General features: G+C 41.6%; 12 protein-coding genes. 4 read left to right on the forward strand and 8 right to left on the reverse strand.

Annotated elements, in window-relative coordinates; translation table 11 throughout:
* Positions 1-115 precede the first annotated feature (115 nt).
* Both dnaE and trxA read left to right on the forward strand, forming a co-directional pair.
* Positions 116-3,775: a DNA polymerase III subunit alpha gene (gene dnaE, locus QZR76_RS02805; protein ID WP_294140184.1), complete on the forward strand. Its 3,660-nt coding sequence runs from the start codon at positions 116-118 to the stop codon at positions 3,773-3,775.
* Positions 3,776-3,863: 88 nt separating this feature from the next.
* Positions 3,864-4,181 (forward strand): thioredoxin, encoded by a 318-nt coding sequence (gene trxA / locus QZR76_RS02810; protein ID WP_294140186.1) that lies wholly within the window; start codon positions 3,864-3,866, stop codon positions 4,179-4,181.
* A 99-nt stretch (positions 4,182-4,280) separates the two neighbouring features.
* Here trxA and QZR76_RS02815 read toward each other — a convergent pair whose 3' ends face one another.
* Both QZR76_RS02815 and QZR76_RS02820 read right to left on the reverse strand, forming a co-directional pair.
* The gene (locus QZR76_RS02815; protein ID WP_294140188.1) at positions 4,281-5,210 is read right to left on the reverse strand and encodes a DUF3137 domain-containing protein; all 930 of its coding nucleotides are present in this window, start codon (positions 5,208-5,210) and stop codon (positions 4,281-4,283) included.
* A 9-nt stretch (positions 5,211-5,219) separates the two neighbouring features.
* Complete coding sequence (locus QZR76_RS02820) at positions 5,220-5,771, reverse strand: LemA family protein (RefSeq protein WP_294140189.1); 552 nt, start codon at positions 5,769-5,771, stop codon at positions 5,220-5,222.
* A 207-nt stretch (positions 5,772-5,978) separates the two neighbouring features.
* Here QZR76_RS02820 and QZR76_RS02825 point away from each other — a divergent pair, with 207 nt between their 5' ends.
* Positions 5,979-6,833, forward strand: coding sequence for an AraC family transcriptional regulator (locus QZR76_RS02825; RefSeq protein ID WP_294140191.1), 855 nt, complete (start codon positions 5,979-5,981; stop codon positions 6,831-6,833).
* On the opposite strand, the gene QZR76_RS02830 is transcribed toward QZR76_RS02825, so the two are convergent.
* From QZR76_RS02830 to araJ, 3 genes are all read right to left on the reverse strand, one after another.
* Entirely contained in the window at positions 6,830-7,366 is a 537-nt protein-coding gene (locus QZR76_RS02830) for a chromate transporter (protein ID WP_294140193.1), read from the reverse strand. The genes QZR76_RS02825 and QZR76_RS02830 overlap by 4 nt on opposite strands.
* Before the next feature lie 24 nt (positions 7,367-7,390).
* The gene (locus tag QZR76_RS02835; protein ID WP_294140195.1) at positions 7,391-7,957 is read right to left on the reverse strand and encodes a chromate transporter; all 567 of its coding nucleotides are present in this window, start codon (positions 7,955-7,957) and stop codon (positions 7,391-7,393) included.
* 92 nt (positions 7,958-8,049) lie between these two features.
* Positions 8,050-9,201, reverse strand: a complete 1,152-nt coding sequence (araJ, locus tag QZR76_RS02840; protein ID WP_294140198.1) for an MFS transporter AraJ — start codon at positions 9,199-9,201, stop codon at positions 8,050-8,052.
* A 157-nt stretch (positions 9,202-9,358) separates the two neighbouring features.
* Here araJ and QZR76_RS02845 point away from each other — a divergent pair, with 157 nt between their 5' ends.
* Positions 9,359-11,479, forward strand: coding sequence for a DUF3352 domain-containing protein (locus tag QZR76_RS02845; protein ID WP_294140200.1), 2,121 nt, complete (start codon positions 9,359-9,361; stop codon positions 11,477-11,479).
* Positions 11,480-11,490: 11 nt separating this feature from the next.
* Here QZR76_RS02845 and QZR76_RS02850 read toward each other — a convergent pair whose 3' ends face one another.
* The 3 genes from QZR76_RS02850 to rnr form a co-directional block, all read right to left on the reverse strand.
* The gene (locus QZR76_RS02850) at positions 11,491-12,741 is read right to left on the reverse strand and encodes a peptidoglycan DD-metalloendopeptidase family protein (RefSeq protein ID WP_294140203.1); all 1,251 of its coding nucleotides are present in this window, start codon (positions 12,739-12,741) and stop codon (positions 11,491-11,493) included.
* Positions 12,742-12,895: 154 nt separating this feature from the next.
* A complete protein-coding gene (locus QZR76_RS02855; protein ID WP_294140205.1) occupies positions 12,896-14,332 on the reverse strand; it encodes a carbon starvation CstA family protein in 1,437 nt (478 codons plus the stop codon).
* Positions 14,333-14,413: 81 nt separating this feature from the next.
* Complete coding sequence (gene rnr / locus QZR76_RS02860) at positions 14,414-16,693, reverse strand: ribonuclease R (protein ID WP_294140207.1); 2,280 nt, start codon at positions 16,691-16,693, stop codon at positions 14,414-14,416.
* Positions 16,694-17,621: the final 928 nt, after the last annotated feature.

The following is a 17,621-nucleotide window of genomic DNA, read 5'->3' on the forward strand; positions in this document are numbered from 1 at the left end:
TTTTTCTATTTTTAATGATCGTTCTCAAGAGATTATTCCTTACCTTTGTTTGAATATGAATCAACGGAATTTCTGTTTGATGATGGTGTTTTGTTTAATTTTTAGCGTATAACATATGTCTTTTACTCATTTTCATGTACATTCTCAGTATTCTATTTTGGACGGAGCGGCGAGTATCCCGGGTCTAATCGATAAAGCCATTGCTGACGGGATGCCGGCTATCTCGTTGACGGATCATGGGAGTATGTTTGGTATCAAACTTTTCTATGACCTTTGTCGAAAGAAGGGTATAAAACCTATTCTGGGTGTTGAGGCTTATGTGGCCCGGGTATCATTGCATAATAAAAAAAATCCACAGGATCGTTCCGGAGAACATTTGATTCTTTTGGCAAAAAATCTTCAAGGATACAAGAATCTTGTGAAGTTATGTTCCGTGGCTCAAGTGGAAGGATTTTATTACCGGCCTCGTATCGATAAGGCTCTTTTGGAGAAACATAAAGAGGGACTGATCATTTCGTCGGCTTGTCTGGGAGGGGAGATTTGTCAGAAAATTATGGCCGAAGACATCGAAGGAGCGGAGGCTGCGGCCTTGTGGTACAAGGATCTGGTGGGAGAGGATTATTACCTGGAAGTGATGAAGCATCCTACGACCAATCCCCTTTTGAAAACGGATGTATACGACAGGCAAATAAGGTGTAATGCTGAAATCCTGAGAATGGGGAAAAAGCTGGGTATAAAAGTGATTGCCACCAATGATGTACATTTCTTGAACGAAGAGGATGCCGAAGCTCACGATCTCTTGATTTGTTTGCAAACGAATAAGGACTTGGATGATCCTAAAAGGATGCGATACACCCAACAGGAGTGGTTTAAGACAACGGCAGAGATGGAAGCGCTATTTAGCGATGTCCCGGAAGTCATTACGAATACGCAAGAAATTGTGGATAAAGTGGAAGACTATAAGTTGGATTCCGATCCGTTGATGCCCGTATTCCCCATCCCTTCGGAAGTAGGAACGGAGGAAGAGTATCGTAAGAAATACTCCGAAAAAGATCTTTTTGATGAATTTACCCGGAATGAAAAGGGTGAAGTTGTCATGAGCGAAGAGGATGCCCAAAAGAAGGTAAAGAAATTAGGAGGATATGACCGGCTTTACCGTATTAAACTGGAAGCCGATTATTTGAAGGAGTTAGCGATGAAAGGGGCTGTAAAACGTTATGGTGAAAATATACCCCCCGATATCATGGAGCGATTGGTTTTCGAACTCCACATCATGAAGACAATGGGTTTTCCCGGTTATTTCCTGATCGTGCAGGATTTTATTCAGGCCGCCCGTGATATGGGAGTAATTGTCGGGCCCGGACGTGGTTCTGCGGCGGGAAGTGCTGTTGCTTACAGCTTGGGTATTACGAATATAGATCCGATAAAATACGATTTGCTGTTTGAGCGGTTTTTGAATCCCGATCGTATTTCGTTGCCTGATATCGACGTGGATTTCGACGATGACGGACGGCAGCGGGTATTGGAATGGGTTACAGAAAAGTATGGGGCGGATAAAGTGGCACATATCGTTACTTTCGGGAGTATGGCGGCAAAGATGGCCATTAAGGATGTTGCCCGTGTCTTGAAGTTGGAATTATCGGAAGCCAATCGATTGGCTAAAATGGTTCCGGAAGCCCCTAAAATGACCTTGAAAAGAGCATACGAGGAGAACCCCGATCTAAAGAAGGAGAAAGAATCGCCTAATCCGGTAGTAGGAAAAACAATTCGATTAGCGGAAATTCTGGAGGGTTCTGTACGGCAGACGGGTGTTCATGCTTGTGGTATTTTGATCAGTCGGGACCCGCTCACGGAACATATTCCAATTATGCCGACCGAGGGCGAAAGTTTGATGACAACGCAATATGACGGTCATTTTGTCGAGCCTATCGGGTTGATTAAAATGGACTTTCTGGGATTGCGGACACTTTCTATTATAAAGACTTGCTTGGATAATATCAAGAAATCTCGACATGAGACCTTGGATGTGGATGCAATTTCCTTGGAGGATAAAGAAACTTTTGCTCTTTTTTCCAGAGGAGAGACGACGGGATTGTTCCAGTTTGAGTCTCCGGGAATGAAAAAGCATTTGCGGGCACTTCAACCGAACCGTTTTGAGGATTTGGTAGCGATGAATGCCTTATACCGTCCGGGTCCCATGGAATATATTCCGGATTTTATCAAGCGTAAACACGGGGAGGAGCCTATCGTGTACGATCATCCCATGATGGAGCCTTTTTTAAAGGATACATATGGGATTACGGTCTATCAGGAACAGGTGATGTTGCAATCCCGGGCTCTGGGAAATTTTACCCGGGGTATGTCCGATACGCTTCGGAAAGCGATGGGTAAAAAGCAGATCGATACGATGAATGCCTTGAAAACGCAGTTTATCGAAGGATGTAGTAAAAATCCGGAGTTCGTGAAAGGATGTAAGGAAATGGGAAAAGAGGTCAAACCCTTGGTTGAAAAAATATGGGGAGACTGGGAGGCATTTGCTTCGTATGCTTTTAATAAATCTCATTCTGTTTGTTATGCCTATATTGCTTACCAGACCGGTTTTTTGAAAGCCCATTATCCTGCTGAATTTATGGCGGCCAACTTAAGTTGTAATTTATCCCAGATAGAGAAGGTGACCACCTTTATGGATGAGTGTAAACGAATGGGATTAAAGGTGCTTGCTCCCGATGTGAATGAGTCGGACAATGACTTTACGGTGAATCATAAGGGTGATATTCGTTTCGGTATGGCAGCCATAAAGGGAGTGGGACTCGCAGCGGTGGATTCGATCATCAAGGAACGTACGGAAAATGGCCCCTATAACGATGTGTTCGACTTTTTTGAACGCATAGACTATCGTACCGTAAACAAAAAAACGCTGGAAAATTTAATTACGGCCGGTGGGTTGGATAGCTTCGGTTTACATCGGGGACAGTTTTTTTACCAGATTGACGGACATACTTCTTTGCTCGAGAACTTGGTTAATTACGGACAGAAGAAACAGGCCGACGGATTGAAGATGCAGGCGACCCTGTTCGGGGGGATGGATGGATACGAGGTGACAAAACCTTCTATTCCTTTGTGTGAACCTTGGACGGATATGGAAAAAGCCCGGAAAGAGAAAGAATTGATCGGTATTTACCTGACTTCTCATCCTTTGGATCCGTATAAATTGGAGATAAAGACACTTTGTACTCCTTTGGAGGAGTTGAATAGTAATTTTGCTTCTTTCAAAAATCGGGATGTTACCATTGCTGGAATTATCATTGCCATGAGGCAGGGAAAGACCAAAAAAGGAAACGATTTTGGTATTTTGACGATAGAGGATTTTAGCGGAACATACGAGTTGCCTTTTTTTGGAGAGGATTATATAAAATTCAGGAACTATTTTATCTTGGAAACGGCGATCTATATAAAAGGAAAGGTACAAACGAAAAAATGGAACAATGAATTGGCCTTTAACGTAATCAGTATGGATTTGCTTAGCGTTATCGGAGACAACCTGATTCGTTCCATCACGTTGCAGGTCGATATAGAGAATCTGACACACGAAATCGTAACGGAGATTCATAATCAATTGATAAACGAAACGGGAGATATTCCATTGAATTTTATCCTTTACGACCGGGAAGGGCATAGGGTAAAGATGTTTTCAAGAAGCTGTAAAATAAAACGTTCGAGAGAATTATATGAATATTTTGAGAATAATGATGTAATTAAGATGAAAATTGATTAATATTGCACGGCAAATAAGGATATTTTTATTCTTAATCGTCGTGATTTCCATGTAGATAAGAGAATGTAAACTTAAAAGATAAAAAAGTATGGCTATTGCAGTTAATGATTCAAGTTTTGAGGAAGTGGTTTTGAACTCAAAGCTTCCCGTATTGGTAGATTTCTGGGCAGAATGGTGTGGACCATGCAAAATGATGCTACCTATTGTTGAAGAGTTGTCTAAGGAATACGAAGGTAAAATTGTTGTTGCTAAGGTAGATGTAGACAATTGTGCCGGAACTTCCGGAAGATTCGGAATCCGTAATATACCGACGATTCTTTTCTTTAAAAACGGAGAGGTCGTTGATAAACAGGTTGGAGCTGTACCTAAAACGGCTTTGGTTGCAAAAATTAATGCTCTGCTCTAATTTGTTGAAGTATGATATATAATCCGTCTGACGTTAGGTTAGGCGGATTTTTTATTCAGTTTTGTTTTCAGAAAGAAGGAAACGATATCTATTTTGGTGTTATTCTTTACTCCAGATTCGTAAGTTCAGGTTGAGGTCATGAACAATTGCGATCAAGGCGGAGAGGGTTTGATACTCCTGTTTCAAGCTGTTGTTGTGGAGCTGGGATCTCCAGATGCTGGCTTCAAAATGATCGGTACTGTCCGGTATTGCAATGATAATATTGGAGTTATAAAAGCTGACTGTAATCTTACCCGGAAATTTTTGATCGAGAAGCAAAAGTCTTTCCATCATTCCCGGAGTCAGAAGATAACGGGCTTCTACCTGGTCGGTAGCGTATACGTCAAAGCTTTTTTCAAATTCCGGATTTTCCAACTTTACTCGTTGATTGCTGAAATTCAGTTTTAGCCAGGAGTTCCGGTATATGACGGTTTGCCCTTTAAAATCTTTTTGAAAGTCGGCAATAAAGAAGAATCCCCTGAAGATATCCACCCAGCTTTCATGTCTGTGTCCTTTGGAATCGACGGTCACATGTTTTTCCTGGGCATGGACTTCCGAACAGCAAAAGCTCGTTTTCCCGAGTTGACCGGTTATCATGTCTTCGGAATGATACCGGTCGGGAGAGGTGGAAAACAGTCCGCTACTCATAAAAGTGGTTTCCGAAATGCCATTTTCGGGTTGAAAAGCGGAGTCCTCGCACAGGCTCGTTAGCAGAGTGGTAATGATATCCTTTTTGTAATATCCGGATAGTACATTGGATTGGCTGTTCACGCGGCTGATCCAAACGATTATCCCGATGATGACGGAAATTAGAATTCCTATATGACCGGATCCTGTCCAGACGGTTATGCCTGTCCCGATTAGAAAACATATACTCCCGGCAATCAGACCGTTTTGGATACCTCTCTTCTTTAACTCCAATCTTTTATCTTCCAGTTGTCGGAGTGCCGGAGTCAATTGTTCGTATAACCTGTCGAAGCTATTATCCATATAGCCGGATTAGGATTGGAACAGATCTTTCACGTTGGGTGCCGCTCTTTCCTCTTCGGGTATGCTCAGTACCTCTTTTTTGTAAAAATTGAAAAGGTTGGCAATGATATTTGAGGGAACAGTCGTAACTGCATTATTATAATCCGTGACGCAAGCATTATAGGTTCTTCTGGCCGCAGCCAACTGTTCTTCGGTTTCGTTTAAGGCTCGTTGTAACTGCATAAAATTCTCCGAAGCCCTTAGCTGGGGATAGTTTTCAGCAACCAGAAAAAAACTTCGTTTGGCAGCATCGAATGCCCGGTCGAATTCGCCTTTCTCTTCCGTGGTGAGCGAATCGTAATTCCGGGATCGTAATTCTGTAATCTTGGTAAACGTATTTTCCTCGTGTTTGGCGTATTGCTGAACGGTCGCAACCAGATTCGGAATCAGGTCGAATCTTTTTTTCAACATGGCGTCGATCGAACCGAAAGCATTTTCGGTATTATTGCGTTTACGCGTCAAATTATTGTAAGCAATAATGCTGTAACCGAAGATAATGATAAGAAGAATAAGTGAAATCATGGTGTTGATGGTTTAAGTGATCTACAAAATTAATTTTTTTATAAGATAGAGATCGTATTTGTTGAAATATTTTGCGATTAGGATCATTTTTGTTCGGGAGGTTAAAGAGCCTGTTTAGTTTATAAAAGAACTTATAAAATGTAATTTGTGGCGGATAAAAAAATAGGAATGTTTATATTTGTTTGTACTATAAGGAGAAAGGGACAAATGAATACGAGAATATGCGAGCAGTCTACGTGTGAAAAATATGATCCGAAAAATAAATACGGTTTTGTTATACAGGAGATAGAAAAAAATATTCAAAAGGTTTATCAAGGAAGTAAGTTTTGTCATGAATTGATGGTTGTACTGGAGGGAGAAATCTCTGTTTCTTTCAAAGGGCAACAAATTGTTTGCGGAAAGGAGGAGATGTTTCTTGTTCCCAAAGGCTGCGATGTGGAGATGATAACGTCTGATAATCTGTGTAAGTTGTTGTGTATTAGGTCTAATTTGGAAGAACAGATCTGCCTGAAAGATCATCAGGAGATCCTTTCGGGATTGAAGTATTTTCGGTGGGAATATAGCTCTTTGAAGGTGAATGAAGCTTTACGGTTGTATTTGGATTACTTATTGTATTCCATTCATAATGTTATGCCTTGTCATTATTATCTGAATGTTTATAAGTTGAATTTGGCGGCTATTTTTTCCCAGTATTACACGAAAGAAGAGATATATAGATTGTTTTATCCGGTATTGGGCGATGATTATTCGTTCAAACTACTTGTATTCAGGCATTATCAGTCTGTTACGTCGTTAAAGGATTTTGCCGAAAAAACGGGATGTAGCCTGTCTACTTTTAAGCGGAGGTTTAAAAAGGAGTTCAATACTTCCGCCTATAAGTGGTTGCAGGTAAAAAAAGCGAAGGCGATTGAAAGTGATTTGGCTAATTTGACACAGGATATTCAGATCATTATAGATAAATATCACTTCTCGGGACATACTCCCTTCTATAATTTTTGTCTTAAATATTTAGGAGGAACTCCCTCCGAGATCAGGAAGAGATTGTTGAACAAAAATGACTAATAGAGGATATAACCGGCGACTCCCGCAATAACAATCAGGAGAATCGGATCCATTTTGAATTTGAAAGTCAATAGAAAAGCCCCGATAAAAATAAGCCAACTTTTGTAATCTATGAAATTATTTTTATTGATCAGAAGCAATGCTGCCGCACCTATCAATCCGGTAACGGTAACTTTCAAGCCGTTCATTGCCATGTCCACGTAACGATTTTCCCGAAAAGCGAAAAAGAATTTGGAGATGGTGATCATGATAATCAGAGAGGGGAGACTGACGGCAATGGTACATACGACGGAGCCCCATATGCTGTTGGTGGCCGTGTAGCCGATATAAGTTGCCGTATTGAAAGCAATAGGCCCCGGGGTTGTTTGAGAAATAGCCACGATATCCGTGAAATCGGAAACACTGATCCATTGGTGCACTTCGACTACATCGTGTTGTATCAGAGAGAGCATGGCATATCCTCCTCCGAAACCGAAAAGACCGATTTTAAAGAAAGTGATGAAAAGGCTGAGATATAAGTCGAATTCTTCCATGGATGCTGTTTCGAGTTTGCTTTTTTATTTTTTATCTTTAGGTGTTAAGTTGTTTTTCCGGCTTCTGAATAAGCCATAACCGACACCTCCCGATATCGCTAAAATGATGATGTAAATGGGAGATACTCCGGTTTGCCATATCAATAGTGCGGCTATGATCGGAATGATCACCGTTTTTGACGTCACTCCGGCTGCTTTACCCATTTGCCACAACGGGGCTGCGATCAGGGCTACTACGGCGGGGCGTATTCCTTTAAATACCCGTTCGACGACCGGATTATCTTTGAAATCGGTAAATAAAATAGCGATCAGTAAAATGATGATGAAAGAAGGCAAGATTGTTCCGAGACTGGAAAAGAACACACCTTTTCCTTTTCTGGCTTTGTAACCCACGAATATAGCCGTGTTCAGGGCTATAGGTCCGGGAGCGGATTGGGCGACCGCTAACATTTCGATAAATTCTTTCTCTTGCAGCCACCCTTTTTTGTCGACCACTTCTTTCTGGATAAGCGGTATCATGGCGTAACCGCCTCCTAACGTGAACGTTCCAATTTTGAAGAATGACCAAAAAATTTGCCAGTAAGATGCCATAAGACTCGTTTTCTATATTGAACAAATGTACATGATAAGATTTACTTTTTATTAGAAACAGATGAAAAAAACAGGTAATAATCCGGATTTATCTATGATTTTGCGATTTCGTATTTTCGGGTGAAAATGATTAGTAATATGAAACCGGTTAAGGCAAATGGAGTTCCGACAAGAGCCGAATATTGGTAACCCAGCTCAGCTTGTAAAGGTAATCCTCCACAATATGCCCCGATGGCATTTCCTAAATTGAAAGCGATTTGAACACTTGCAGCTCCTAACATTTCTCCTCCTTTGGAGTAACGGATGAGTAAGACTTGTTGTGGGGTAGATAGGGCGAAGAGACAAGTAGTGCAAAGGCACATAAGTGTTGCCGAAATCCAGGATACGCGTGCTAAAAAGAAAATAAGTAATAGAATCGTAAAGGCGCAACCTTGGGTGAAAGTGGCTACCCGGCCCGGAGTATATCGGTCGGACAAACGACCGCTGATTAGATTTCCGGCGACCATCCCCGCTCCGGCTAAGATCATAAGAAACGTAATGCTGTCGGCCGGGAATCCGGAGACGTGTGTCAACAACGGATTGATGTAACTATACCAGCAAAAGATGCCCCCGTTTCCCAATAAGGTGGCGAAAATTAACAACCAGGGAGCCGGAGATTTTAAGAAACGGAATTGGCCTTTAAAGCCGGTGTCAGGTAGGTTTTCTACCTCAGGAATCCATCTCCAGATATAATAGAGGATGATGACTCCCCATAGACCGACGAGCAGGAACGTGGCTCGCCAGGAAAGCAGCGTACTTAAAAAAGTGCCCAGAGGTACCCCGAACAGGTTGGCTATCGTCATGCCGGCTACCATGATGGAAACTGCTTCCGAGCCTTTCCCTTTACTGGCCAATTTTTCGGCAACGATGGAACCTACTCCGAAATAAGCTCCATGCGGGAGTCCCGAGATAAAACGGGAAATCATTAATGTCCAGTAATTGGGAGAAAGTGAAGCACAGATATTACCGATCATGATCACTGAAACCAACCCTAAAAGGATGTGTTTTAACGGAAATTTACGAGTGAGAATCAGTACCGGAGCACCGAAACAGACTCCCAAGGCATAGGCGGAGATCAGATGTCCGGCGGTAGCAATGTCAATGTGTAAAGCATGGGCAATATCCGGTAAGATGCCCATAATCACGAATTCGGCAATACCTAATCCCAATGTTCCGAAAGCCAATGCAATGAAACTTTTTTTCATATTTATTATTTTCGGGGCGTAAAATTATAATATATATGTATTTGTTATTCTCTCGTTTTTTTCTTTTTGTAAAAAATAATACGTAATATGACGTGAATGGTTGTATAATATTGTATACTTGTATTTTGTACGGTGTTTTTAAGTTTGTTGCTTTGTCATGAAAAGAAAACTTATTCTTATAGCAATTCCATTGGTAACCCTGGTCGTTTTGATCTGGTTTGCTTTTTATAAAGATGCCGGACGTTATAAAATAACGCAAGCCTTGCCGGAAGATGCTGTTTTTACGGTGGAGATACCTTCGTTTAATCATATACATGAGAGTTTAAGTCGAAATAGAATATGGCAGTCGCTTAAAGCTTATCCTTATTTTGAAGCCTATCATGGCTATTTTGAACGGGCCGATTCCTTGTGTAATGCCTATCCGGCATTAAAACGAATGTTGACAGATAGGCCTGTTTCCGTTTCCTGTCATGAGATTGCTTCTTCTGATTATGGTTTTTTGTATGTATGTGATTTGGGTAAGTTAAACGTGATCAGGACTTTTGAAGGTATGGTTTCGGTGTTGCTGAATAACGAGAATTTGAAAATAAAAAAATTGAAAGGAGAGGAAGATAGATTTCATGAACTGACGGGTAAGGGATTTAAATTGTATTTCGCTATAAAAGGGAATCTTTTGATTACCTCCTATTCTCGGGAATTAGTCGAGCGTTCTCTGGCTGCATGCGAAGGCAGGATAAAAATAAAAAAGGATCTATCTGGTGGGGATGCCATTATCGATATCGATCATAAACGGATAGGGAATGCGATCAATGCTTTTTTGGAAGCGACTTCCATAACGGAGGAAGAGCCTTTGCTTGATTTTACCTGTTTGGTGTTGCAGCTGAACGATCGAAATCTTCGTTTTTCCGGTATTACCAAATCTAATCGCGATGTATTTTCGATACTTAATTCGTTGAACCGAACGAAAGGGGAAGTTTCCGGAATTGGTCAGATTGCAGGAGAGCATACGGCTGCTTACCTTTCTTGGTGTTTTTCTTCTTTTTCCGAATTGCAGAAGATTTTAGTCGAAAGTTATAAGCTGGAACAGGAAAAAGACTATAAAGCGATAGAACGTTCGGTAGAGAGGATAAATAGATTTTTGAATCTTGATATTTTGAATTTATTTACTTCCTGGATCGGGCATGAAATCGTTTTGATCAAACCGGCTCTCGATGAAGAGAACCGACAGGATAATATCATTTTGGCCGTTCAGGCGAATGATATTGCTTACGCGAAAGATCAGTTGGATTATTTAATGGAACAAATAGATCGTAAAACTCCGGTTCGGGAAAAAACATTGGAGTTTAACGGGTATAAGATTCATTATTTTAGTTTGAAGGGATTTTTTAAATTGTTTCTGAAAGCTACGTTCAACCGGCTGGATCGTCCTTATTATACTTTTATAGGGGATTACGTTGTATTTAGTAATTCTCCTCTTTCTTTAGCGGAGATGATCAAGGATTACGTGTTGGGAAAGACGTTAGCTCACGATGAAGAGTATATCGGTTTAATGCAAAATCTGGGTAACGGAAATAATATTTATGGCTATATCAATACTTCCAACGCGTACGACTTTTTGTATCATGATTTAAAATCGAATGCCCGGCAGGAGTTAGAAAATAACAAGGACGCATTTTTGAGTTTTGAAGCCATAGGGCTGGCGTTGACGGCACAAGGAGATGATTTTAAAACTGATGTTATCGCAAATTATAATAAAAATGCTCCGGAAGAGTATAGGATACGAGAATTAAACCGGGAATTGGAAAGACAGATAGATCGGATCGAGTCCGGTTTCTATTACCCGAGTATTCCGGATAGTATCGCTGTTAGTGTAAAAGATTTTTATGTATATAAAACTTCTCTTTTCACGATAAAAGGAGCTTTAAAGGATGGGGATCCGGACGGATGCTGGAGTATTTACGATCCGTTCGGAAAGATTATAGGACTTTTCCCTTATGAAGAGGGTAAAATAAACGGAGAAGCTCGTTTTTTTTATAAGGATGGTAAATTACAAGGTAAGGTCTCTTATCGGAAAGGAGAGATTCAGTCGTATAAAGAATTTTTTCCCGATGGAACTTTGAAATTAGAGATGCCTTATCGCAAAGGCATGCGTCACGGTACGGTAAAATTTTATTACAAAACCGGTCACCTGTTGTGTGAAGGACGTTATAAGAAAGGCCGACCTCTCGGTAAGTGGCAATACTACCGAATTACAGGGGAAAAGAGGACCGATTATTAATCCCGACGTCGTTACAGTTGTTTCAATAACTGGGTTAAAGAATCCCGGACGACTATAAATTGGGGCATATTCTCTTTGGAAATCGGTTCTTTCGGAGGAGATACCATTTTCAGGGGATTGATGGGAGTTCCGTTTTTATATACCCTGAAATCTAAATGAGGACCTGTTGCCAGTCCGGTACTACCCACGTAACCAATGACTTCTCCTTGTTTGACCCGTTTCCCCGGGGCAATTCCCTGGGCGAATCGGGAAAGATGCATATAGGTGGTGGAATAAACGCTGTTGTGTTTGATGGTGATGTAGTTTCCTCCTCCTCCTTTCTGGTATGCCTTTTTGGTAACGACACCGTCACCGATTGTATTAACGGGAGTTCCCGTGGGAGCGGCATAATCTATCCCATGGTGGGAGCGATATTTTTTCAGTACCGGATGAAAACGGTTATTCGAGAATCCTGATGAAATTCGCGAATATTTAAGAGGAGCTTTTAAAAAAGTTTTTTGTAAACTATTTCCGTCTTCATCAAAATAGGCGAATTTTTCGTTTTGAACGAAAGGAATAGCATAAAAATCTCTACCGGCATGGGTAAAAATAGCACCCTTTATTTTAAAATCCCGTAAAGGTTGTCCTTCAACAAAAGATTCTTCGTAAATCACTCGAATAGAATCTCCTTTGGCAATACCGTAAAAATCGATGGACCAAGCATATATATCCGATAAACTAATGGCTAACGTGGGGTCTGTTTGTGCATCTGCCATTGCGTTCCATAAAGAGGATTGAATCCCGACTTTTGCGGATAGCTCCCTTACCTCTACCTCTTTTTTCCCGATATAAACGGGGGAAGTCTCTTTGAAGTCAATGACAACAAATTCCAGCGCATTGTTTTCATAAATGAAAAATTCCGGAGATTTCAAGCTATCCTTGGCAAGAAATAGGGTATATTTTCGTCCGGCCTTTATTTTCCGAAGGTCAAAGATATCTTTACAACGTTGAGAGATTTCGTGTATTTTTTTAGGAGAAACTCCATATTTTGCCAAGATGGCCGAAAGGTTTTGATTACGTCCTACAACTCCTTCCTCTACCTCAAAATTGTCGGAAGGAATACCGTATTTATAGTGCTCTTGCTTTAACTCGGTTGTGTCGACCACCTCTTCTACCGCTTCGGCTTCCAGTACAGCCTCTTTATACTCTTTAGGCCAAAAAATAACAATAGCTAATACGATGCCTACGGCAGCCCAAATCCAAATCCATTTCGTTTTTTTCATTCTGTCATATTCAGTATATTCATAGATAACATCCTATCCTTGCGATAAGATGGCGTCCCTCTTTGTTTGTTTTTTATGCTGATTTTTCGTTTGCAATTTAGAGTAAACTCTTAAAAACTGCAACTCGTTTTTTATTTTTTAGATTAAATCTTTTTTATTTTTTGAGTTTGTTGGTTTTCAAAAGGAAAAGGATCAGTAAACCGATACCCGCGATGATTCCGATCGGATAGCCGAAAGAAGGAGAGATGAAAATCCCTCCGGCTTTATATGGAGCGACAAAAACATAGGTAACACATACGATACTTAGAAAGGTGGCCGGAATGGAAAGCATCCAATGAGGTTTTCCTTTTTTGGTCAGATAAGTGGCTGCTGTCCATAAGGTTACTGTGGCTAAAATTTGATTTCCTATACCAACATATTTCCATATGGTGGAAAAATCGAAACTACAGAAAAAATAAGCCAGAATGAAGATCGGAATAGAAACGATCAGTCGATTTTTAATAGGTTTCTGGGTGAATTTAAGAGCATCGGCAATGATTAATCGCATACTGCGAAAAGCCGTATCTCCCGACGTGATGGGGCATGCTACTACTCCTATGATGGCGATGACAGCTCCTAAACGTCCTAACCAGGATCGACATATTTCATTTACGATGATGGCCGGATCACTCCCGGAGCCTGCTGCCGCATTTAATCCTTCTGCACCTCCGAAGTAGGTCATAGCTGCCGTGGCCCAGATCATGGCGACAATACCTTCGGATATCATGGCTCCATAGAAAATGGGTCTCCCGTATTTTTCATCGGTCATGCAACGGGCCATCATAGGGGATTGGGTGGCGTGGAAGCCGGATATTGCCCCGCAGGAGATAACGATAAATAACATCGGGAAAAGGATGTTTTCCTGTGGGTTTGTGTGCAGATTACGCATCGTGTCGAAAGTAAGCTCCTCTAATTGAAGTTCTCCGCTGAATCCACCGTACAGAAGATAACCGCCGACGCTGAGAGCCATAAAGATCAACGCTGCTCCCATAAAAGGATAGATACGCCCGATGATTTTGTCTATCGGTAATAGGGTTGCCAATATATAGTAAATGAAAATAACGTACAGCCACGGGGTCATGCTCGTTCCGGTCAAATTACCTAAAAGTCCCGCGGGGCCGTTCACGAAAGAAACTCCTACCGCCAATAAAAGGAAACCGGTAAAGAACGTCATGAATTTTCGGACATTATTGCCCATGTATTTACCTACGATATCCGGAAGGCTCATGCCATTGTTCCGGACGGAGAGCATACCGGAAAAGTAATCGTGGACGGCACCCATGAAAATGCAACCGATTACAATCCATAGATAAGCCATAGGACCATAGGCTGCACCTAAGATAGCGCCGAAAATAGGGCCTAATCCCGCAATATTCAGAAATTGAATGACGAAAATCCGCCAAGGTTTTAACTCGTGGTAGTCGACTCCGTCAGCCAGCCGCTTGACCGGAGTTTCGATTTTAGATGATGCGCCGAAAAATCGTTCAACAAATTTCCCGTAAGTGAAATAGGCGACGATTAACAACGTGATGGAAATAATAAAAGTAATCATTGGTTTAATCGTTTTTCACACTTCCCAAAGATAGAAAAAATGTTTTTTTTATTATTCTCCTTCAAGAAAGAACTTAAAAAGTTAATTCTTTTTTTTCGATTTTCTTCTCCCTTTGTTTTTGTTGCCTTCATCTCCTCGTCTTCCTCGACGTGACGTTCGTACCGAACGGGGTGGTGTTATGGTTTTGGAACGAATGACAGACGGGGAAGTCTCTGTTTTTTCATTGCCTACCAACGTGAAATCCAGTTGACGGGCTACCAGATTGGCTTTAGCCACTTTGACCATGACCTGATCTCCCAATTGATATACCTTGCGGTGATGACGGCCGACAATGCAGTAATTCTCTTCGTCAAATTCGTAATAATCTCCCTCTAACTCGGCCATGGATACTAATCCTTCGCATTTAGTATCGTTTAATTCGACATAAAACCCCCATTGGGTTACTCCGGAGATTGTTCCCATAAAGGGTTGATCCAATTTATCGGACATGAACTCTACCTGCTTGTATTTGATGGAGGCCCTCTCCGCATTGGCTGCCACTTGTTCCATTTCGGAACAATGTTTACACTTCTCTTCGTATTTTTCCTGGTTGACGGAGCGTCCCCCTTCCAGATAACGTGCTAACAGGCGATGGGTCATTACATCCGGATAACGCCGGATGGGAGAAGTAAAATGAGAATAATAATCGAAAGCCAAACCGTAATGTCCTACATTTTCCGTGGAGTAGGCAGCTTTGGCCATGGTACGTACGGCAAGTGTCTCGATCATATTTTGTTCCGGCCGGTCTTTTACATCCGCCATTAATTTATTCATCGAGGAAGAGAGGGTCTTGGGATTGCTGGAGCGAAGACGGTAACCGAATTTGGCGATAAAACGTCCGAATTCCTCTAATTTATCCGAGTTCGGTTGTTCGTGTACCCGGTAGATAAAAGTTTTGGGTTTTTGCCCGGGTTTAAGCTTTCCGATCCGTTCGGCCACTTTTTTATTGGCAAGTAGCATAAACTCTTCGATCAGTTTATTGGCCTCTTTGGATTGTTTGAAGTAGACTCCGACAGGTTTTCCTTTTTCATCGATATCGAATCTCACTTCCACCCGATCGAAGTCGATGGCTCCATTTTTGAATCTTTCCGCTCTTAATTTTTGAGCCAGATTGTTTAATTCCATGATCTCCGCTTTATAATCGCCTTCGCCACCTTCAATCATAGCTTGTGCTTCCTCGTAAGTGAAACGGCGGTTGGATTTTATGACCGTCCGACCAAACCATTGGTCCGTTATTTCTGCGTTTTCGTTTAACTCGAATACGGCAGAAAAACAAAGTTTCTCTTCATTCGGGCGTAAAGAACAGACTCCGTTGGAGAGTCGTTCGGGTAACATGGGTATCGTACGGTCCACCAGGTATACGGAAGTAGCCCTTGTGTCAGCTTCTTTATCCAGTATAGAGTCTTGTTCTACATAATAACTTACATCGGCGATGTGTACGCCGACCTCATAATGACCGTTCTTCAATTGTCGGATGGAAAGAGCGTCGTCAAAGTCCTTGGCATCTTTGGGATCGATGGTGAAGGTCGTTATCTCTCTGAAATCTTTTCGTGTTTTATACTCCTCGTTGGGGATGGTATCCGGAATCTTTTCCGCTGCTTTTTCCACGTTTGCCGGAAACTTAACGGGAAGTTCAAATTCCGCCATGATGGCATTCATCTCCGTGTCGTTGTCTCCCGGTCTCCCGAGGACTTCTAATACGGTACCTGCCGGGTTTTTCTGGTTTTCGGGCCATTCTGTAATTTTGACCACGGCTTTATCCCCGTCTTTTGCTCCGTTCAGTTCATTCAGCGGAATGAAAATATCGTAGGGGAGTTGTTTCCCGGAAGGAACTAAAAAAGCATATTGCCGGGAGCATTGTATTATTCCCACGAAGGTCTCTTTTTTTCTTTCCAAAATCTCAACAACTTCTCCTTCCGGCCTTCTTCCTTTGCTTCGGGCATAGATGATAACCTTTACCTTATCTCCGTTTAAGGCGTGGTTAAGGTTAACCTGCGGAATGAAAACGTCTTCCTTCGTTTCGTCCAAGATTAAGTAGGCCGTTCCTTTTGCGGTTAAATCGATAATTCCGGTAATATAAGTACTGACGGCTTTTAGCTTGAATTTTCCTGTCGATTCTTCCGATATCAGCCCTTCGGCTTTCATTTCGTAGAGCACCTCGTTGATCAGGCGCTTTAGTTCCATATTTTTGATACCCAATTGCAGGGCTAATTGTTTGTAATTGAAATATTCGTTGGGTTTATGGGTAAAAATATCGAATAAGGATTGATAAAGTTCTTTTTTCCCGATACTTTTATGTGATTTTCTCTCTTTTCTTATCATACACTACAGATTTATGAAGGACATATAATCCTTTAAAATTTAATGTCACTAATGTAGTATTATTTTTTGATATCTGTTTTATGATTAAGCTGTCTATTTTAAATTGTAGATTGTAAATTAATTTATGATTAAATTCTGATCTTGTCATCTTTAAATTGTAAATCTAAAATCCGCAATCGTCAATTTCTCTCCGATCCCGAAACCTCTTAATCTCAGAAATTACCTAATCCCTTTGTTTTTAATCTAAAATCGTCAATTTAAAATCTACAATTGTTACGAGCTAATCTTCCGGGGCGGAGACGTTTCCGACGGTCGTGTAAAAGCTTTTCGTTCACTGTCCTCCGGGACTCGCTACGCTCGGACAATCCGTCGTCCGGCCGTTCCGAAAAGCGAACACGACGCTCGCCGTTCACTGTTTATGCCCCTTCGTTTTATCCCTTCCCTTTTTTATTTATAGTTTACGGATTAGATAGAGTTCCTGATTTTGCCATTTTTAAATCGTCAATCTAAAATCTACAATCGTTACGGGCTAATCTTCCGGGGCGGAGACGTTTCCGACGGTCGTGTAAACGTTTTTCGTTCACTGTCCTCCGGGACTCGCTTCGCTCGGACAATCCGTCGTCCGGCCGTTCCGAAAAGCGAGCACGACGCTCGCCGTTCACTGTTTATGCCCCTCCGTTTTATCCCTTCCCTTTTTTATTTATGGTTTACAGATTAGATTGAGTTCCTGATTTTGCCATTTTTAAATCGTCAATCTAAAATCTACAATTATTACGGGCTAACCTTCCGGGGTGGGGACATTTCCGACGGTCGTGTAAACGTTTTTCGTTCACTGTCCTCCGGGACTCGCTACGCTCGGACAATCCATCGTCTGGCCGTTCCGAAAAGCGAGCACGACGCTCGCCGTTCACTGTTTATGCCCCTCCGT

The organism is uncultured Sanguibacteroides sp. (assembly GCF_900543425.1).
GTDB lineage: Bacteria > Bacteroidota > Bacteroidia > Bacteroidales > Marinifilaceae > Gabonibacter.

What these genes read in the sequence shown, in the direction of transcription:
- dnaE (WP_294140184.1), top strand. Translation starts at nt 116, where the DNA reads ATGTCTTTTACTCATTTTCATGTACATTCTCAGTATTCTATTTTGGAC.
- trxA (WP_294140186.1), top strand. Translation starts at nt 3,864, where the DNA reads ATGGCTATTGCAGTTAATGATTCAAGTTTTGAGGAAGTGGTTTTGAAC.
- QZR76_RS02815 (WP_294140188.1), bottom strand. Translation starts at nt 5,210, where the DNA reads ATGGATAATAGCTTCGACAGGTTATACGAACAATTGACTCCGGCACTC.
- QZR76_RS02820 (WP_294140189.1), bottom strand. Translation starts at nt 5,771, where the DNA reads ATGATTTCACTTATTCTTCTTATCATTATCTTCGGTTACAGCATTATT.
- QZR76_RS02825 (WP_294140191.1), top strand. Translation starts at nt 5,979, where the DNA reads ATGAATACGAGAATATGCGAGCAGTCTACGTGTGAAAAATATGATCCG.
- QZR76_RS02830 (WP_294140193.1), bottom strand. Translation starts at nt 7,366, where the DNA reads ATGGAAGAATTCGACTTATATCTCAGCCTTTTCATCACTTTCTTTAAA.
- QZR76_RS02835 (WP_294140195.1), bottom strand. Translation starts at nt 7,957, where the DNA reads ATGGCATCTTACTGGCAAATTTTTTGGTCATTCTTCAAAATTGGAACG.
- araJ (WP_294140198.1), bottom strand. Translation starts at nt 9,201, where the DNA reads ATGAAAAAAAGTTTCATTGCATTGGCTTTCGGAACATTGGGATTAGGT.
- QZR76_RS02845 (WP_294140200.1), top strand. Translation starts at nt 9,359, where the DNA reads ATGAAAAGAAAACTTATTCTTATAGCAATTCCATTGGTAACCCTGGTC.
- QZR76_RS02850 (WP_294140203.1), bottom strand. Translation starts at nt 12,741, where the DNA reads ATGAAAAAAACGAAATGGATTTGGATTTGGGCTGCCGTAGGCATCGTA.
- QZR76_RS02855 (WP_294140205.1), bottom strand. Translation starts at nt 14,332, where the DNA reads ATGATTACTTTTATTATTTCCATCACGTTGTTAATCGTCGCCTATTTC.
- rnr (WP_294140207.1), bottom strand. Translation starts at nt 16,693, where the DNA reads ATGATAAGAAAAGAGAGAAAATCACATAAAAGTATCGGGAAAAAAGAA.